The organism is Rhizobium sp. BK060 (assembly GCF_014193145.1).
In the GTDB taxonomy this organism is placed as follows: Bacteria; Pseudomonadota; Alphaproteobacteria; order Rhizobiales; family Rhizobiaceae; genus Rhizobium.
Map to the genome: position 1 here is coordinate 74,646 of NZ_JACHYW010000001.1, position 18,052 is coordinate 92,697.

Below are 18,052 nucleotides of genomic sequence, written 5' to 3' on the forward strand. Positions count from 1 at the left end.
GTTGAGGCACACTATCGTACCGCAATCGGGGTGTCCAGTTGATGACGGACACGCAAAAACCGGCGCATTTCTTGCGCGGCGCAAAGTGAAATCTGGATCTGGTTTGAGGCGGTTACGCCTCTACTGCACGAACTTCTCGACCGTTGGTTTATTGGCCTGCTTGCGAGCATCACGATGAAGCAGGATGACCTGCTCCGCCTCTGAAAGTCCGGTCGGTGCGACTTCGCGGAATTTCTCTTCGACATGCGGGACGGGCGCCGGCACATGCGGCTGCAAAATAGTGACCTTCTGGCGGATGCCGCGCAGTTTTTCCTCTCCCAAGGTGCGCCACTCGCCGCCGCAGTAGCCGGCAAATGCCTGGCTTGCGACCACCTCGCTCGAATATTTCTTTGTCAGCGCTTGCAGGCGCTGGACTTCGTTGACGGCCGAGCCGAATGCCGAAAACGTCAGTCGGTCCTTGAGGCCGACATTGCCGAACATCACATTCCCGACATGCAGGCCGATTCCGTAGGAAACCTTGCTCAGGCCCGCGTCCAATCGTTCCCGGTTCAATTCCGCGACACGCGCTTGCGCCTGATGGACGGCGGAAAGGGCGGCCTCACAGGCAATCTTGGACGGATCCTTGTGCCGGCCGCAGGGATAAACCGCCAGGAAACCGTCTCCGAGGAAACTCAAGATCTCACCGCCATTGCGATTGAACGGCGCAGCGATCGCGTCGAAGAACTGGTTTAGCGTATCAATGTAGGCCTGCCGGCCTTCCTTTTCGGCGTACATAGTCGACTGGCGCATATCGCCCATGACGAGAGCGGCGCGGATTGTCTCACCGTCACCACGACGGATCTGGCCATTCAGCACCCGCTTGCCCGCATCGCCGCCCAGATAGGTGGTCAGCATGTTGTTGGCGAGCTTGCCGAGAACCGCCATCTTGGCCGCAACGGCAAGGTGGTTCTGCATGCGCAACAGCGCATCGATCATGTCGTCGGAAAAGCCTGCGGGGCTGTCCGTCGACCATGACCCCATCATGCCCTGCACGGAACCATCACCAAACGGCTGAACGAAAGCCAAATAGTCGGTGATGCGCTCCTGCCGCAGATCGATGAAGACCGGAAATTCGGCCGGCCCATCGGCTGGAATCCGGCGGCGAATGTGCTGCAGATTGTTGTCCAACAGGTAGTAGTACGGGCTCTGCAGGAAGCGGTCGGGCTTCTGTCCCGCCGCGGTATGGCGAAACCCCTCGATCGTGACGCCACTTGCCCGTCGCCACGTAAAGCTCAGCGCGTCGTAAAGCGGGTGCAGCATGGAAAACGTCAGATGCACGCGTACGATCGGCAAGCCCGCTGCCGCAACGCGCTCGCAAAATCCGCGAACGATGCTCTCGAGGTCATCGCCAGCCAACGAAGAATTCGTCAGCCATTCGGCGACCCGATCCAACAAAATAGTGGAGACGGTGGATTCGATCGTGCCCATTCTCGGTAGTATCCTCATAAAGCACGTCCATTCCCAAAAAGCGTCAGCAACCCTGCCTGCAGCAACGCCGTGCGCAGGGCGGGAAGGAGGATGGACGAGCGATAATATTGTGTCAACGATCTGCCGGGGGCCCAGCAGCGGCACCTGTCAAACCCTTATTTTAATAGGCGTGACAGGCAATCCTTTCTCGCGGTTGGTTATTGAAAACAAATAGGCACGGCGCCAACCCCAAACAATGGCATCCGCACATTTTCTGACGTTGTGATGCAATCTCTTGGGACGCCCGAGTCTTTTTGGTCACACTGCAGGAACAGCGGCGAGATTGAGGCACACCCATGGCGCGAATTTTCACGATCGCGTCAGTGCTCAGTGAACTGCGGGCGGGTTTCAATTGCCACGGTCTTACATTAGATCAGAGTACCTTCAGCACTGAGATGAGATCTGCCTTGGCCAGTTCCTCCGCCTATGACATCCTTTCAAACAAGATCGAAACGCGCAGCGCCCGCGCCGGCGTCATAGGGCTCGGCTATGTTGGCTTGCCGCTGGCAATCGCCATTGCCCGCAGCGGTTTTGCTGTCACTGGCTTCGACATTGACCCCGACAAGATCGTCTCCCTGGATGCGCGGCGCTCCTACATTGATGCCGTCGCAAGCGTCGATCTCGCTGCCGAAATCGACGGCAGACGCTTTTCCGCCACCACGGATTTTGCCGGGCTCGCGGCTTGCGATGTCATCGTGATCTGTGTGCCGACGCCGCTCACCAAGCACCGCGACCCTGATCTTTCCTTTGTCGAGGCGACGTCTCGGTCGATCGCCGAGCATCTGCGGGCCGGCCAGCTTGTGGTCCTGGAGTCGACGACCTATCCGGGCACCACGGACGACGTCGTCAAGGCCATTTTGGAAAGAACCGGCCTCAAATCAGGCACGGATTTCTTCGTCGGCTTTTCCCCAGAGCGTGAGGATCCCGGCAACCAGCATTATCACACGGCGACAATCCCCAAGGTCGTCGCCGGCGACGGCCCGCAGGCATTGGCACTCATGAGGAGCTTCTACGGCGCGGCGGTCAAGACCGTGGTTCCCGTGTCTTCCAACGCGACGGCAGAGGCCGTCAAGTTGACCGAGAACATCTTCCGGTCAGTCAACATCGCGCTCGTCAACGAGTTGAAGACCGTCTACGCCGCCATGGGAGTTGATGTCTGGGAGGTGATCGAGGCAGCAAAGACCAAGCCGTTCGGCTACATGCCTTTCTATCCTGGGCCAGGACTCGGCGGACACTGCATCCCGATCGATCCCTTTTACCTGACCTGGAAGTCCCGCGAGTACGAGTTGCCGACGCGCTTCATCGAGCTCGCTGGCGAGATCAACTCGGCAATGCCGCGCTACGTCGTCGGGAAACTTGCCGAAGCACTCGACATGCGCTCCGGCAAGGCCCTCAGTCGCTCGCGCGTGCTGGTTCTCGGCTTAGCCTACAAGAAGAACGTCGCCGACATTCGCGAGAGCCCTTCGCTGCGCCTCATTGAGATCATCGAAGAGCGGGGAGGCAAGGCCGACTTCCACGATCCCCATGTCGGCGAGATCCCCTCGACGCGCGAGTACCAGCACTTGAAAGGTCGCAAATCGGTCGACCTTACGCTGGAGGTGTTGGAAGCCTATGACGCCGTTCTGGTGGCGACCGACCATGATCATCTCGACTACCCGCTCGTCGCAAACAGTGCGCCGCTGATCGTCGACACCCGCAATGTCTTCGCGCGTCTCGGGCTAACCGCCGGTCACATTGTCAAGGCGTGATCTGAACGCCTGAGAGCTGCTTGCCCGTGATCTGGCTCGCGGCAACGGCATAGCCGCCGCTGGCGCCATCGATGAAGTGCACGTGGTCGCGCGAAAGCGGTGTTGGAACGAAGCAGGTCATCAACGCGGACGCCTGCCGGTGCAAGCCGTAGCGGGCGATGCCTTTGGCTTTTGCGTTCTCTAGCAGCGCCTGAATACGGCCGAGATGGTTCGAATCGACATCGATCGTCATCTTCAAGCCATCATCGAACTTGCGGAAATCGGAATTGCCGGAAACGTCCTGCGTGTAACGCCGGGCGTCGAAGCGGCCAAGCTTGGCACCCAGTTTGTGCAGGACGACCACGAGGACAATCTGAAGGAGGATGAACAGCTTCTGCTTCAGGCGCTTTCCCGGCTGTGCTATCGCCCGCGCCTCACGATCGACGCCTTTCATCGAAAAGGCAAATTCGGGACCGTCCGGCGGAACCGGGTGGCCGCCGCGACCCTGTTCGGCAGAGATTGCCACGACGTCCATCACGAGTTTGCGAAACTCGGCGGTGGGGCGACCGCCTTCGGCCGGTACGGCGATGATCGAGACGATTTCGCCGTTGTGAGCGGCGATCGGGCTCCAGCGGCATGACAGGCCCGTCAGATCCGGCCGCGTGCCTGGCGGCGCGGGCTCGACACCATAACGCCCACTCTTCATCTGGCGCTCGGCCCAGCTCGCTCCACCCCCGGCAAACATTGCGTAGGTGACGAACGGACTGGCCGCATGACGCGCGACGCGAACGTCCAGGCCCTCGTTGCGAATATCGGCGAGAGGCACGACCGCAATGCGCAGCGTCAGGCCCATTTCCTCCTCAACCCAGCGCTGCGCCGCCGCCAGTGCGCCGCGCGCAGCGACCTCCAGGTTTCCGGGCAAAGCGACCACGGCGCCGTCGCCTCCGAACACGAACGGGTAGTCTCCCTTGTCGACCGCATTCAGGATCGCTGAAATGACGCTGACGCCCGCCATGTTCACGTCCTTGTAACGACCGGCCGCAATTGCCGGTGTCGAACCGACGATGTCGGCGAGTGCCAGAAACCAGCCGTCTGGGAGCGGGTGATAGTTGCTCGTATCCGTCACCCGCTCGAAGTCGGTGAAGACAGGCACGTCGGCGAAAAATCTTTCATTCGAAACGTCGTTCATGTGAGAAACCTAACACAGACCCATGCCGTGACTGCAACGCCATTTTGCATCTACGGCAATCGACTTTGCACAGTTTCATGTGCTAGCACCGCTGTCGAAAAACGATTGAATGGACAAGAACATAGATGAGCCGTCTGGACAGCTTCATCCGCCGTTTGACGGCTCAGCGCGATATCCTCAATGCAATCGTCGAGCTTGTGAACGGCACCGAAGGCCCGGTGCTGGAATTTGGCCTTGGCAACGGCCGCACCTACGATCATCTGTGCGAGCATTTTCCGGATCGTCGCATTATCGCCTTCGATCGTGAGGTCCGCTCATATTCGTCCTCCACGCCGCCGGCGCAGAATATGGTGACCGGCGACATCCGTGAATCCGGCCAGGCTTTCGTCGGCATCGGCGCAGCTCTCGCGCATGCCGATATCGGTACCGGTCATGACGACATCGACGCCATCACGCTGACATGGCTGCCGCAACTGATGGTCGGCGTCCTTACCAAAGACGGGATTGCCGTCAGCGGTCTGCCGCTGGATCACCCGGAGTTGGAGCCGCTGGCGCTTCCTGCAGGCGTGAAGGAAGGCCGCTACTATCTCTATCGGCGCAAATAATCAGGGAAGAAACAGCACGTCGTACTGTTCGACGCTGCCAGGCAGGTTCACGACCTTCATCTCCTGCTCTTCCTCCTCGAAGAAGACCAGGCAATTCTCGTAGAAGCTGGCGAGCGTCTTGATGAATTCGCGGGTCTGTTCCGGCCCGTAGAAGAGTGGCGTGAACTCCATGTAGACAGGCACGCGGCGCGACAGGAGTGGCAGCATCGAGCGGCATGCGACCGGCTCATAGCCTTCGATGTCCATCCAGACGAGGCCGATATCGGCAGGATCGATCGAAAGCTCATCGAGGATCTGTGTCACCGGCTTGACCGGGACGCTCGTCTTCTCATCGCTGGCACTCTTTCGGTACGCGCTGCTTTTTCCATGATTGTTGGCGTTCATAAAGAAGTCGATCTCGCCAGCTTTCGCCCCAGCGGCGCAGTTGACCAGCGTCACCATCCCATCGAGCTTGTTCTGGCGGATATTCTTCTGCAGCAGCGGGAAGTTGCGCGGGTCGGGCTCGATGCTGACGATGCGGGCATAGGCGCCGCTCAGCGCGAAGTAGACGGTCTGCGTTCCGATGTTGCCACCGATCTCCAGGAGATGGCCGTGCTTGCGCATCAGGCCCCGCTCACGCAGCACCGTGATCAGCCGGTCAACATGCTCGCGCTCGAAGTGCCCCTTTCGAAAGACCTTTCGCCCGATGTAGTCGGATGGCGAAAAGGTCATGAGGTGATCCCCCGCATCGACCGTCATCGAGACGACCCGCGGTCCGATGTTCTCGATCAGCAACCGCCGCCCGGTGCGGGTATTGAAGAACCTGCTGGCAATCGCATTGCGTGCCCGGCGCAGGCGCTTCTTCCAGAATTTGGCCTTGAGCCAGTCGCGGCCTGTCATGCATCTTTTCCTTCGACCAGTTCGGCGGCTTTGTCACTCGCAATGACATAGACTTTCAAGGGCAGGGCGCGGCCCCGCACACTGATTTCACGGCTTTCGACACCGGCCGTATCCGCTCCGGAAAGGTTTGCGACCGTTTCGGAAATGACGATTGCCGCATCGAATTCCTTGGCAGCTGTCTCCAGCCGGCTTGCAACGTTCACCGTATCGCCGATTGCGGTAAGGTTGCGCACCCGGCCATAGCCGAGCGTTCCGACAACCGCGGGGCCAGTGTGAATGCCAATGGCTATGTGAAGCGGCATGGAAAGTTCGTCCGAAAGCTCGGCGCCGAGCTTGTCGATATCACGCACGATGGCCGCCGCCGCCGCAAGCGCTTGGCGACAGGCCTCTTCGGGAGAGCTGCCGATGCCGAAGAGCGCCATGGCGCCATCGCCGATGAACTTGTCTATTCGCCCGCCGGCTTTCTCGACGGCATTGCCGACCAGCGCAAAATAGCGGTTGAGCAGGAATACGATGTCGAAGGGGAGCCGCGTTTCCGTCAGCGAGGTGAAATGACGGATATCGCAGAAGAGAACGGTGATCTCTTGTTCACGTCCGGGGCTCGTCTCCTGAGTGTTGGGCGGCAATGCCGTCTCCGGTGCGGCAACGAGCAGCGGCGCGACTGTCACGTCATGCGTCGGTCGCAACTGGCAGGCAAGGCGCACATCGGGCGCTGCGTTGATCCGTTTGAGCGTCGAATGCTCCAGCTTGTCGGGCGGCGGCAGATCCTCATGACGGCTGAGGATCTGGACCCGGCAGGTCGAACATTGCCCCTTGCCGCCACAGACAGAATAGTGCGGCAAACCGCCCAGCCTGCTTGCCTCGAGAACCGTAAAGCCACGCGGCACGCTGATCGCCTCACCGCCCGGATACCGCACGGTGATCTGATCGACGCGCTCCCTCCACCGCCGCCAGGTCCGCGCACCGACGACAATCAGCAGCGCGCCCGAAAATGATCCATACAATCCGGCCCGGATCATCGCGATCTGGCGCTGCGCTTCCGGGTCTGAATAATAGCGGATGTTGAGGTTTTCCTGATACCGATCCGTATTGACCATGCCCTCGTAAGCAGGTTCCGCAATCGTTCGACCCATTTCGATGAAGCCGAGTATGCCAAGCACCGGCAGCAGGATCGCAACGGCAAGCAGCATTGCGGCAATGCTATCGTACCAGGGTCGGTAGCGTAGCCAGAAGTGCAGGCCGATGCAGCCGTGGGTCCATACAGCAAGAAGCGCGACAACCTGTCGCCAGCCGTTGGCTGGCGAGGTGATCCAAAGGAGACGAACGATCGTCTCGTAGTCATCCCGATGCCGGAAGAGCGTGTGGGCAATCCGCGTGCCGATGACATGGTCGATCAACAGCAGCGGAATAGCGATTCCGAGCACGATCTGGGTCATCTCCGCGGCCGGCATCACCAGGCTCCTGCGTCTATAAACGGAGCGCAGAACCAATGTGATGTGAGTAAGGATCGCCCCGTAGAATACCACCGTTCCCACAGGGTTGCGCCAGATCGCCAAGAAAAGCCTTCGCCCATCGTCAGCGGCCTGGACGGAAATCAGACCCAAGGCATGGTTGGAGAGATGCAGCAGCACGAAGAGAAACATGACGAGCCCGGAACCGAGCCGAGCCCGTCTGATCGAGCGCTCTGAAAAAATACTGGTGGCAGCGATCGTCGCCATTCATTCCCGTTCTTGAATACCAAATGACAAATGCAATAGAGAGGACGGAATTGAGGTGGAATTGCCGCCACTGCGATTGCGATCGCCTTTCATGTTTATCAACAAAACTTATGCAAGCCGACAATAGCGGAATTTCTGGTGGCAGGCCCATACAACGATTGTAAACAGTGTGTGTCGATGGAGGTGCGGAAATGCGGATTGCGTTCTACGCACCGTTGAAATCCCCGAACCACCCCATTCCATCCGGCGACCGCCTGATGGCGCGCCTGCTCATACGCGCTCTGGAGCTTGCCGGACATTCGGTCGAAATCGTCTCGCAGTTCCGCAGCTTTGCAGCGACACCGCAGGAGGCGGCCGGGCAGCGGGCCGCCGCAGAGGCGGAATTGAAGCGCCTGCGGGACGACTGGACAAGCAAGCCGCGCCCCGACCTCTGGTTCTGCTATCATCCTTACTACAAATCGCCCGATGTCTTCGGGCCGGCACTCTGCCGGGAGTTCGCCATCCCATACGTCACAGCCGAGGCGTCCTATTCGGCGAAAAGAGATGCGACGGAATGGGGCGAGCAACAAAGACTGGTCGTGGACGGCGCCCGCGCGGCAGCCGTCAACATCATGTTCACCGAGCGCGACCGGGCCGGGTTGGTACAAGCCCTACCGACGGGTTCATTCGCCGCCCTGAAGCCTTTCATCGATACAACGCTTTTGGCGACCGCCCCGCCTCAGGTGAAGCCGGAACGCCTCATCGCCGTCGCAATGATGCGTTCCGGCGACAAGATGCAGAGCTACACGATGCTCGCGGCGGCGCTGCAGCACCTCGGGGATCGCCACTGGACGCTGGCAATCGCCGGCGATGGGCCGATGCGGGCCGACGTGCGGCAGTTGTTTGGCGCCTTCGAATCGGATCGCATCGAATGGCTCGGAGAGCTCAGCGCCGGCGAAATCGCTGATGAGCTCGGCCGCTCCGGCATCTACGTATGGCCGGGTTGTGGAGAGGCCTACGGGCTTGCCTATCTGGAGGCCCAGGCGGCGGGACTACCTGTGGTCGCCCAGCGGACTGCGGGCGTTCCCGAGGTGGTTATCGACGGCGTCACCGGCCATCTGACGCCCGCAGGCGATGTGCCGGCCTTCGCAGCCGCAATCGCGGCTTTGCTTGACGAGCCCGTCAAGCGCTCGACAATGGGCGCAAGCGCGCGTCACTTCGTTCTGGAGGAACGTTCGCTCCAGGTTGCAGCCAATGCGCTCGATGCCATTCTGCAGACTTATGTGAGACGAAAAGCATGACCGACGATCAAAACTGGACGCCCCTCCGGCAGGAACTGGACCGCTGGCGGTCGGCAGGTCGACAGGCACGACTTTGGTTGCGCGACGACGACGCAATCGAGCCGACCGATGCACTCGAGCGCCTGCTCAGGATAACCCGTCAGTCTTCCGTCCCACTCACGATTGCGGTTATTCCGGCGTCGACTGGCGAAGCCTTGGCAACGCGCCTCTCCCGGGAAGATCACGTTCTTGTTGCCGTCCACGGCTGGTCGCATGCAAACCATGCCGGGCCGGACGAAAAGAAACAGGAGCTCGGCCGCCACCGACCGGCGCATACCGTGCTTGGGGAATTGCGCGATGGCCTAGTCACGCTCCAAGATCTTTACGGTCCAAGGCTTTTGCCCATGCTGGTGCCGCCTTGGAACAGGATAAGCGAAGAGCTGGTCCCGCAGCTTGGCGCGCAGGACTTCGATGGGCTGTCCGTATTCGGCAGAGCCAAGGCCGGCAACCCGATCCGCCTGCTGAATACCCATGTCGATGTCGTCAATACCCGCCGACAGCGCGGCAACCGTCCGCATGCGGATCTGGTTGGAGAATTGGTGGTGGAATTACAGGCTCGCTTTGCTGGCGACGATGAGCCGATCGGCCTACTCACCCACCATCTGGTGCATGGAGCGTCGGAATGGGAATTCCTGGCCCGTCTCTTCCGGGAAACCGAACATCATCCCGGCGCCATCTGGATGTCGGCGCGCGATCTGCTTAGCTGATTTCGAGGACCTGATTGTCCCTGGCGGCGAAAGCCCTTGGGAACGAAGCCCGTGCTTCCTGTTCCATCTGCTCCAGCTGCGTATCCGTGCGCGACGGGGCATGGTGGAACAGGGCAAACTGCTTGGTTCCGGCCATCCTGGCGAGTTCGACGCCATGCTGCCACGTGGAGTGGCCGAAGCCTTTGAAGCGCTGCATCTCGTCTTCGTTATAGGTGCAGTCGTAGACGGCGAGATCGACGTCTTTCATCATTTCGAGCGCAACCGGATCGTAGACGCCGGGGATATGCTCGATGTCGTAGATCAGGGCCACCGAGCGTCTCTTCCATTCGATACGGTAGCCGATCGCGCCGCCGGGATGGTTCAGCATGAAGGTCTTGATCTTGATACCGGGCCGCGGCTCCAGCGTCTGACCCGCATGAAAGTCGCGAAAGCTCATAGTCGCCTGGCAGATGTCGGTTTTGACAGGAAACCATGGGGGGCTGATGAACTGCTCGATCATCTCGCGGGTGCTCATCTTTCCGTCGAGATGGCCGGACCAGATCGTCAGATCGATGGTGGGATAATAGATCGCCTTGAAGAACGGCAGGCCGATGATGTGGTCGTAGTGACAATGGCTGAAAAACAGGTCGACGTCACGGACGTCCTCATTCAGCATGGCAAGGCCAGCTTCGCGTACGCCCGATCCGGCGTCGAAGATCATCCGGTGTTCACCGCAGCGAATTTCGATGCACGAGGTGTTGCCGCCATAGCGATCGAATTCGGGGCCCGAGACCGGGATACTGCCACGAACGCCCCAAAACTTTACCTGAAACAGATCTTTACTCATCGCGTCTTCAAATTGGGCCAACCCCACAACGCTATCGTAATCATATCATGATTAGCAAGCGAAGCGTGGAATTCCATGGGCGACCCCGTATCGTTGGTATCGTTTCTACCGGCTATCAGTTCAACTGGTAGATTTTCCTAAGCAATCGATTTTTGCTTCGGAAAGCAACTGCCTATGGTTTGTTTTCGGTAAACGGGCCATAACGCTTGGGCAGGACAGAAGCGACACGGTCCGCATTTCTTTGTATTAGATGGTTGCTCGGCCCTCCAAATACAATTGTCGGCCCCTTCGCCAAGAGTATGAGGCGCTGGGACATTGGAGGGCAACGCGACGATTGCATCGCCCGACTTAATGAAGCCCTCCAACACCCAGCAGACGCTCAACAGTGTCGTGATCGTCAGACAGTGCCTTCGGCGCACCGGCCCAGGCAAGACGCCCGCGCTCGAGCACGATCACGCGGTCGGCAAAATCCAAGGCGCTCTGGATACGTTGCTCGACAAGAAGAATGGTCATGTCGCCGGTCTTGGCGAGCTCGGCGAAAGCCGCCATCAGTTCCTCGCAAATGACGGGCGCCAACCCCTCGAGTGGCTCGTCAAGGAGAAGCACCGACGGGCGGCCGAGGATTGTGCGCGCCGTGGACAGCATCTGCTGTTCGCCACCGGAAAGCTGGTTGCCGAGGTTGCGGCGTCGCTCCTTCAAGCGCGGAAACATCCCGTAAGCTTCCTCAAGCGCGCTCTTTGCACGGCCTTTCAGGCCAACGAAAAGGTTCTCCTCGACCGTCAAGGTCGGAAAGATGCAGCGTGCCTGCGGCACATAACCCAATCCCCTGTGAGCACGTGCAGCACTTGGCATCGCCGTTACATCGGCTGCGCCGATGCGTATCCTACCATCATAGCGTTTGGTCTGTCCGGCCAGCGTCGCAAGTAGCGTGGTCTTGCCCATGCCGTTGCGACCGAGAACGGCGAGGCGCGCGCCGGCAGGAACGGAGAAGGAAACGCCTTCGAGAACGCGTGTCGGTCCGTAGCCGGCGGACAGGTTTTCGACCTCAAGCGGCGTGGCTGGCATTGGCATAGCTCCCGAGATAGGCCTGGCGAACGCGGGCATCCTTGGTGACATCGGCAGGCGATCCGTCGAAGATGATCGCGCCGGCAGCGAGAACGACGACGCGCTTGGCGAAGCGGAAGACGAGGTCCATATCGTGCTCGATCATCAAGACGGCGAGATCGGCGGGCAGGTCGGCAAGCGCCTGCTCGATGCGGCCGGTATCGCTCTGGGGGACACCGGCCGCCGGCTCGTCAAGCAGCAGCACCTTCGGCCGCAGCGCCATGGCGACGGCGATCTCCAGGAGACGTTGCTGGCCGTAGGCAATCTCGTTGACCTTGCGATGCATGAGATGAACGATGCCGAGCGTTGTGAGCAGGTCGCATGCCTCGTCCATCACATCGGGCATCGCAAGGAAATTTCCGAACATGCGGCCCGTGCGTCCCTGACGCTGGAGGATGGCAAGGGCCACATGCTCGGCCGGCGTCATCTCGACGAAGAGCCGGGTAACCTGGAAGGAGCGCACCAGGCCGCGCTTGACGCGGCCATTGGCCCCGATCTTGGTGACGGTCTCGCCGGCAAGCCGGACATCGCCGGAATCGGGCTGAAGGTTGCCCGTCACAAGATTGACGAATGTCGTTTTGCCCGCTCCGTTCGGTCCAATCAGCGCCACGCGATCGCCCGGTGCCATCGACAGCGACACGTCGTTTGTCACGGCAAGGCCACCGAAGGATTTCTTCAGGTTGAGGACTTCGAAGACGGCGCTCATTGTCCCGCCTCCTTCTTGCGGTTCACGAAGGCTGCGGCGGAACCATAGAGCCCCTTCGGGGCAAACAGGACAACGGCGATCAACAGTGCGCCGACCATCGTCAGCCAGTGGAACGGATTTGCCGCCGAGACATAATCCTCAAACAGCATGAAGATTACAGTTCCAGACAGCGCGCCAAACAGCGAGCCCGTGCCGCCGAGGACGAGCATCACAAGCGACTCCGCTGACAGCGTGAAGGAAAGGCTGTCGAGGCCGACGACCTGCGTGGTGATGGCGTTGAGTGCCCCACCGACGCCGGCGACCGCTCCCGAAATCACGTACATCTTCATCAGGGCGGCTTTTGGCGAGGCGCCCATCGCGCGCACGCGGACCGGATCCGCCTTGATGGCGCGACACAGCATGCCGAAGGGCGAGCGCACGAGCAGGCGCAGGATCACAAAGACGATGAGCAACAGGACAATCGCAAAGACATAGGCGGTATGGCCATAGAGATCGAACTCGAAGTAGCCGAAGATCGGATCGGCAGAGATGCCCGACAGGCCATCGCTACCGCCGGTCCAACTGGCCGCCTTGTTGGCGAACTCGTGGAAGAGATTGATAAGCGCGATCGACAGCACGAGCTGTGGCAGGCCGTGGCCACGCAGGATGACGGCGCCGCTGACAAATCCGGCTACTGCCCCGCCGACGATGCCTGCAAGCGTCATCAAAAGCGGATCGTTGATGCCGTAGTGAGCCGAGACGATGCCGGCCGCATAGGCACCTGATCCAAACAGGGCCGCATGGCCAAGTGTCGCAACCCCGCAGTAACCGGTGACGAGATCAAGCGACAAGACAAGCAAGGCGGCCGCGACGATACGCGTGAGCAGCGCAAGATTGTCCGGAAACGACAGGTAGCCGATCGCGGCAACGACGACGATGGCGGCGATACCCGCCACATCACGCCCCATCGAGCGACGCGGGCGGGCGGGCATGGAAATTGCTGCTTCGGTATTCATGACGATAGCCATTCTATTTCGTCCTTCCCGCAAGGCCACGCGGGAAGATGCAGATGATGGCAATGACCGCGAGATAGAAGAAGAATTCGCCGAACTCCGGCATCAGGTAGCGTCCGGTGGTGTCGATGCCGCCAAGCAGGAGACAGGCCAGCAGGGCCCCAGGGATGGATCCCGCGCCGCCGACCGAAACCACCACGAGGAAGGTCACCATGTATCTGAGCGCATAGTAGGGTTCGACGGGCAGCAGTTCGGCGCCGACTACGCCGCCGAAGGCGGCAAGCCCGACGGCGGCCGCAAAGCTCAACGCATAGATGACCTCGGTGCGTACCCCGAGCGCTGCGGCCATGGCGGCATTGTCGACGGAGGCGCGCAGCTTCACCCCGAAGCTTGTTCTTTCGATCGCGTACCAAAGCCCGACGGCGACAGCGAGACCGCACAGGATCGCAAACAGGCGATGGACTGGGATGGTTCGGAAGCCAAGATCGGCCGAGCCCTGAAGTCCTGATGGTAGCGGGATCGTCTTCAGCGTTGGACCGAAGACGTAGTTTGCAATACCGATGATGCAGAAGGTGATGCCGATGGTCATCAACACCTGCGTCAGTTCCGGCGCCCCATAGATGCGCCTATAGAGAAAGCGTTCGACAGGAATTGCTATGATCACCGTACCAACGACAGCAGCAATGACCGCAACGCCGTAACCGAGCCCGAGATCGCGCGCCGCATAGGAGGCGATGTAGCCGCCGATCATGGCGAAAGCGCCGTGCGCAAGATTGACGACGCGCATCAATCCCATTGTCACCGACAGACCGATCGAGATGACGAACAGCACCATGCCATAGGCAAGCGCATCGACGGCTATGCTGAAGACTGTTTGCATGAGGTTATCCCGATGCTGTTGGAGCGGGCCGGAGTTGCGGTGCTTGCAGCGCACTCGGCGCCGCCAGCATTCTCCGGTCCACTGCAGATATCAGAAGCCGTTACTTCGCAGCCGCAAGGCCAGGATCACCCTGTTTTTCGAACGTCTGGACTTCCTTGTTGTAATAGGTCCCATCATCGGCCTTGGTGACTTCGCGCAGGTAGATGTTCTGCGTGATGTGGCGGCTTTCCGGATCGATCGAGACCGGACCACGCGGGCTGACCCACGTCAGCCCCTTGACGGCCTCGACAGCCTTGGCCGCGTCCTGCTTGCCGCCGGTCGCCTCGATCATCTTGTAGATGACATGCATGCCGTCATAGGCGCCGACGGCCGGGAAGGACAGCTCCGCCTTGTTGCCGATCGCCTTGGCTGCGGCTTCGACAAACGCCTTGTTTTCAGGAGAGTCATGCGAGACCGCATAATGGAAGGTCGTCTGAATGCCGAGAGCAGCGTCACCAAGTGCTGGAAGGTCGGATTCCTGCGTCAGGTCTCCCGGCGCGAAGAACTTGATGCCGGCGGCCTTGAGACCGTTCTCGTTGTAGGCCTTGACGAAGCCGAGCGTCGTCGGACCGGACGGCAGAAAGGCAAAGACGCCCTGCGCGCCAGAATCCTTGATGCGCTGCATGATCGGGCTGAAATCGTTTGTCGACAGCGGCATGCGGATCGCCTCGACGACCTGGCCGCCTTCCTTTTCGAAGGCTGCCTTGAAGGCATTCTCGGCGTCGACACCCGGACCGTAGTCGCTGACGACTGAGATGACCTTGCTGACGCCGGCGTCATGGGCGACCTTGGCAATCGGGGTCGAGGTCTGCCATGTCGTGAACGAGGCGCGGACCACCAGTGGGCTCTTGGTGACGATCGCCGATGTGGCAGCATTCATGATCACGAGCGGCGTATTCGCCTGCTTCAGGATCGGTGTCACGGCCATCGCATCAGGCGTGAAATAAAAGCCGGCCAGGTACTGGACCTTTTCCTTGACGACCAGTTCCTGCGCCAGTGCCTTGGACTGCGCCGGATCGGCGGCCGGAAGATCGCGGTAAATGACTTCCACAGTATTGTCGCCGACCTTGTTGCCGTTGATCGCCATGTAGGCGTCAATACCGGCCTTGAAGTTCTTGCCCTGCAGGGCAAATGGACCGGAGAACGGCCCAACGACACCCACCTTGACGCTGTCGGCGTAGGCCGCTGTGCTCATGACGATTGCCGCAACCGCGGCCAGGACAAACCGTTTCATAAATCCTCCCATTGACGATGGCGCACTCCCACGCCGGATTAGCTCGGAGCTAAATCTTGGCGATAGTGTCTCATCCCAAACGGTAATGTAAAATGAAATAAAAGCCGGAATTCATACTTCCAGGGTTATGAGTTTCGCTGCCCAATTCGCTTGATATGACCGGCCAGTTCAAGCGCCAGACGAAGCGAAGCGGCTGTAGCCATAACCATTTGCGGCAGAATAAGCCATTCGAGCATCCAGGCCGCGCCCGATCGCTCCTGTTCATGCACCAGCGACTGATGGCAACCGGAAAGCTGGGTCGCATTGAAGCGCGCAAGAGCAACCAGCGCTTCAGCGGCGACCGGATTTTGCTTGTGCGCCATTGCGGACGAACCGCCGCCACCGGCAAGCTCGATCTCATCGCCGGCCTGCGCCAGAAGCGCGATATCCTGGCCAAATTTGCCGAGGCTGCCACTGATGAGTGAGAGCAGATTGGCGAAATCAGCGATTATCCCGCGTTGGCTTTGCCATTGCGGCGTGTCGGAAAGGCCGAGTTCCTGAGCAAGAGCAGCGCGTATGGCCGGTGCGTGATCCTGAAGCTTGTCGAGCGTGCCGGCCGCCCCGCCAAACTGCACGGGGAACCGCTGTTCGGTCAGCCGGTCGCGATAGCCGCCGAGCGGCGCGCTCCAGGCACGAAGACGATCCGACACGGTGATCGCAATCGCTGCCTGCATGCGTGTGCGCCCCATCAGGACATTCTTTCCAAACTGCGCGTCGAGATTGTCGAACGCCGTGGCAAGCTGCGAGAGCCGACTTGAAAACAGGAACGCGATTGCCTTGAGCCGAACCATCAGACTGGTGTCGATGACATCCTGGCTCGTGGCGCCGAGGTGAACGCAATCGGAATACGGACTTCCGACCGCCTTGCGAAGCTGTTTGACGAGATCAGCAACCACAACCCCATCGCGGGCAGTGGCCGCTCTCAGATGCAAAACGTCCGGCTCAAACGTCGCGCAAACTGTGCCGATATGGCGTGCGGCCTCGTGCGAAATCAGACCATGAACGGCCTTAGCCTTCGCGAGCGCTGCTTCAAAGCCGAGCATCGCGCGAATATCCGCCTGCGCGGAGAAATACGAAGCAGTCTCGTCGTCGCCAAGCAGGCCGGAGAGAAAGGGGTGATCGTAAGCTGAGATCGTCATCAGTATCTTTCTTGCGGGAACCGATAACTGCGCCCGGAAATCGTCGCGTTGCAAGGTCCCGCAGCCCTGCGGTCAGATATCCAGGAACACGGTCTCCCTGTCTCCTTGAAGTCGAATGTCGAAGGTGTAGGTCGAGCCCTCGCGAACGGCAATCAGCGTGTCGACGCGCTCGCGGTGCTCGATGCGCAACAGCAGCGGGTCGGCCTTGTTGGCCTCGGTCTCGTCGGGAAAATACATGCGCGTGTGCAGGCCGATGTTGATTCCACGAGCGACGATCCAGAAGGTGATGTGCGGCGCCATCTTGCGTCCGTCCTTGAACGGAACGCGACCTGGCTTGACGGTGTCGAAGGTAAATACGCCGTCTTCGGCGCGCGTCGCGCAGCGACCCCAACCGGTGAAGTTCGGATCTGCCGTGCCACGCATTTCAGACGGGCTGTTATAGAGGCCGGCGCTGTCGGCCTGCCAGATTTCGATGACGGCATCGCGGACCAGCGCACCAGCTCCGTCAAGAACGCGGCCGGTCACGGTGATACGCTCTCCGAGAGTCTTGTCGTTGACCATCATCGAGCCAAGGTCGTCTTCATAAACGCCACCGATGTCACAGAAGTTCGGCGTTAGGCCGATATGAACGTACGGGCCAGCCGTCTGCGACGGTGTTTCCTTGAGGTAGCCTGGTTCCTGTACCATCAATTCCCCTCCAGGCGGTTCTCGAACATGGTCGAGCGGCGGCCGCGCAGCACGATATCGAACTTGTAGGCGCGCGCATCCATCGGAATTGTATTGCCCCAGTCGAGCGGCGCAATCAGCTGCTCTATGGCGCGCTTGTCCGGGATCGTGCCGACAATCGGACACTTCCAGATCATTGGATCACCCTCGAAATACATTTGCGTAATCAGACGCTGGGCAAACCCGTGGCCGAAGATCGAAAAGTGGATATGGGCCGGGCGCCAGTCGTTGACGCCGTTCGGCCAGGGATAGGCCCCTGGGCGAACCGTACGGAAAGAATACTGACCGTACTCGTCGGTGATGCAGCGTCCGCAACCGCCGAAATTCGGATCGATGGCGGCGAGATAGGTTTCCTTCTTGTGTCGATAGCGCCCGCCGGCGTTGGCCTGCCAGAACTCGACAAGAGCACCCGGCACTGTCCGGCCACGTTCATCGAGCACGCGGCCATGAACGATGATGCGTTCGCCGATGGCACTCTCGCCTGGCTTGGCGAAGTTGTGGATCAAATCATTGTCGAGCTCGCCGATGACAGAATGGCCGAAGACCGGGCCTGTGATCTCCGAGATCGTCCCGTCGAGCGAGAGCAATGCGCGCTGCGGAGAACGCAAAACAGAGGTCTTGTAGCCCGGGGTGAGGGCGGGCGCGTGCCACGCGCGATCACGGGCGAAGAAAGCGCCGGTTTCAGGCTTGCGGTTGGTGAGGTCAGACATACTGTAC

The 18,052-nt window shown here is 60.2% G+C and carries 17 protein-coding genes; 4 read left to right on the forward strand and 13 right to left on the reverse strand.

All coding sequences use genetic code 11. From position 1 onward, the window contains the following. Positions 1 to 120: 120 nt before the first annotated feature. Positions 121 to 1,467, reverse strand: coding sequence for an adenylate/guanylate cyclase domain-containing protein (locus FHT71_RS00245; protein WP_132588229.1), 1,347 nt, complete (start codon positions 1,465 to 1,467; stop codon positions 121 to 123). 434 nt (positions 1,468 to 1,901) lie between these two features. On the opposite strand from FHT71_RS00245, the gene FHT71_RS00250 reads away from it, so the two are divergent. Next, on the forward strand, positions 1,902 to 3,254 hold the full coding sequence (locus FHT71_RS00250) for a nucleotide sugar dehydrogenase (RefSeq protein ID WP_183718621.1): 1,353 nt from the start codon (positions 1,902 to 1,904) through the stop codon (positions 3,252 to 3,254). Here FHT71_RS00250 and FHT71_RS00255 read toward each other — a convergent pair. Further along, positions 3,244 to 4,422, reverse strand: coding sequence for a DUF3095 domain-containing protein (locus FHT71_RS00255; RefSeq protein WP_007794970.1), 1,179 nt, complete (start codon positions 4,420 to 4,422; stop codon positions 3,244 to 3,246). The genes FHT71_RS00250 and FHT71_RS00255 overlap by 11 nt on opposite strands. A gap of 125 nt (positions 4,423 to 4,547) precedes the next feature. Between FHT71_RS00255 and FHT71_RS00260 the strand changes: the two genes are divergently transcribed. Further along, complete coding sequence (locus tag FHT71_RS00260; RefSeq protein WP_132588227.1) at positions 4,548 to 5,027, forward strand: class I SAM-dependent methyltransferase; 480 nt, start codon at positions 4,548 to 4,550, stop codon at positions 5,025 to 5,027. Here FHT71_RS00260 and FHT71_RS00265 read toward each other — a convergent pair whose 3' ends face one another. Both FHT71_RS00265 and FHT71_RS00270 read right to left on the reverse strand, forming a co-directional pair. After that, complete coding sequence (locus tag FHT71_RS00265; RefSeq protein WP_132588226.1) at positions 5,028 to 5,906, reverse strand: FkbM family methyltransferase; 879 nt, start codon at positions 5,904 to 5,906, stop codon at positions 5,028 to 5,030. Beyond that, a complete protein-coding gene (locus FHT71_RS00270) occupies positions 5,903 to 7,624 on the reverse strand; it encodes an adenylate/guanylate cyclase domain-containing protein (RefSeq protein WP_183718623.1) in 1,722 nt (573 codons plus the stop codon). The genes FHT71_RS00265 and FHT71_RS00270 overlap by 4 nt, the downstream gene beginning before the upstream one ends. Before the next feature lie 191 nt (positions 7,625 to 7,815). Here FHT71_RS00270 and FHT71_RS00275 point away from each other — a divergent pair, with 191 nt between their 5' ends. Continuing rightward, positions 7,816 to 8,904 carry a glycosyltransferase family 4 protein gene (locus FHT71_RS00275; RefSeq protein WP_183718626.1) on the forward strand — a complete coding sequence of 363 codons (1,089 nt, stop codon included), beginning with the start codon at positions 7,816 to 7,818 and terminating at the stop codon, positions 8,902 to 8,904. Continuing rightward, positions 8,901 to 9,650: a polysaccharide deacetylase family protein gene (locus FHT71_RS00280; protein ID WP_132588223.1), complete on the forward strand. Its 750-nt coding sequence runs from the start codon at positions 8,901 to 8,903 to the stop codon at positions 9,648 to 9,650. The genes FHT71_RS00275 and FHT71_RS00280 overlap by 4 nt, the downstream gene beginning before the upstream one ends. On the opposite strand, the gene FHT71_RS00285 is transcribed toward FHT71_RS00280, so the two are convergent. From FHT71_RS00285 to pcaH, 9 genes are all read right to left on the reverse strand, one after another. Continuing rightward, positions 9,643 to 10,476 (reverse strand): MBL fold metallo-hydrolase, encoded by an 834-nt coding sequence (locus FHT71_RS00285; RefSeq protein ID WP_132588222.1) that lies wholly within the window; start codon positions 10,474 to 10,476, stop codon positions 9,643 to 9,645. The genes FHT71_RS00280 and FHT71_RS00285 overlap by 8 nt on opposite strands. A 348-nt stretch (positions 10,477 to 10,824) precedes the next feature. Further along, positions 10,825 to 11,541, reverse strand: coding sequence for an ABC transporter ATP-binding protein (locus FHT71_RS00290; RefSeq protein WP_132588221.1), 717 nt, complete (start codon positions 11,539 to 11,541; stop codon positions 10,825 to 10,827). Then, positions 11,522 to 12,286, reverse strand: a complete 765-nt coding sequence (locus tag FHT71_RS00295; protein WP_132588220.1) for an ABC transporter ATP-binding protein — start codon at positions 12,284 to 12,286, stop codon at positions 11,522 to 11,524. The genes FHT71_RS00290 and FHT71_RS00295 overlap by 20 nt, the downstream gene beginning before the upstream one ends. Beyond that, positions 12,283 to 13,293 carry a branched-chain amino acid ABC transporter permease gene (locus FHT71_RS00300; RefSeq protein WP_132588219.1) on the reverse strand — a complete coding sequence of 337 codons (1,011 nt, stop codon included), beginning with the start codon at positions 13,291 to 13,293 and terminating at the stop codon, positions 12,283 to 12,285. Before FHT71_RS00300 ends, FHT71_RS00295 begins: the two co-directional genes overlap by 4 nt. A 1-nt stretch (position 13,294) precedes the next feature. Beyond that, positions 13,295 to 14,158: a branched-chain amino acid ABC transporter permease gene (locus FHT71_RS00305; RefSeq protein WP_132588218.1), complete on the reverse strand. Its 864-nt coding sequence runs from the start codon at positions 14,156 to 14,158 to the stop codon at positions 13,295 to 13,297. A gap of 100 nt (positions 14,159 to 14,258) precedes the next feature. After that, positions 14,259 to 15,431, reverse strand: a complete 1,173-nt coding sequence (locus FHT71_RS00310) for an ABC transporter substrate-binding protein (RefSeq protein WP_007794999.1) — start codon at positions 15,429 to 15,431, stop codon at positions 14,259 to 14,261. 125 nt (positions 15,432 to 15,556) lie between these two features. Further along, on the reverse strand, positions 15,557 to 16,609 hold the full coding sequence (locus tag FHT71_RS00315) for a 3-carboxy-cis,cis-muconate cycloisomerase (protein WP_132588217.1): 1,053 nt from the start codon (positions 16,607 to 16,609) through the stop codon (positions 15,557 to 15,559). 72 nt (positions 16,610 to 16,681) lie between these two features. Then, positions 16,682 to 17,296 carry a protocatechuate 3,4-dioxygenase subunit alpha gene (gene pcaG, locus FHT71_RS00320; protein WP_132588216.1) on the reverse strand — a complete coding sequence of 205 codons (615 nt, stop codon included), beginning with the start codon at positions 17,294 to 17,296 and terminating at the stop codon, positions 16,682 to 16,684. Next, on the reverse strand, positions 17,296 to 18,045 hold the full coding sequence (pcaH, locus tag FHT71_RS00325) for a protocatechuate 3,4-dioxygenase subunit beta (protein WP_132588215.1): 750 nt from the start codon (positions 18,043 to 18,045) through the stop codon (positions 17,296 to 17,298). The genes pcaG and pcaH overlap by 1 nt, the downstream gene beginning before the upstream one ends. Positions 18,046 to 18,052 lie beyond the last annotated feature (7 nt).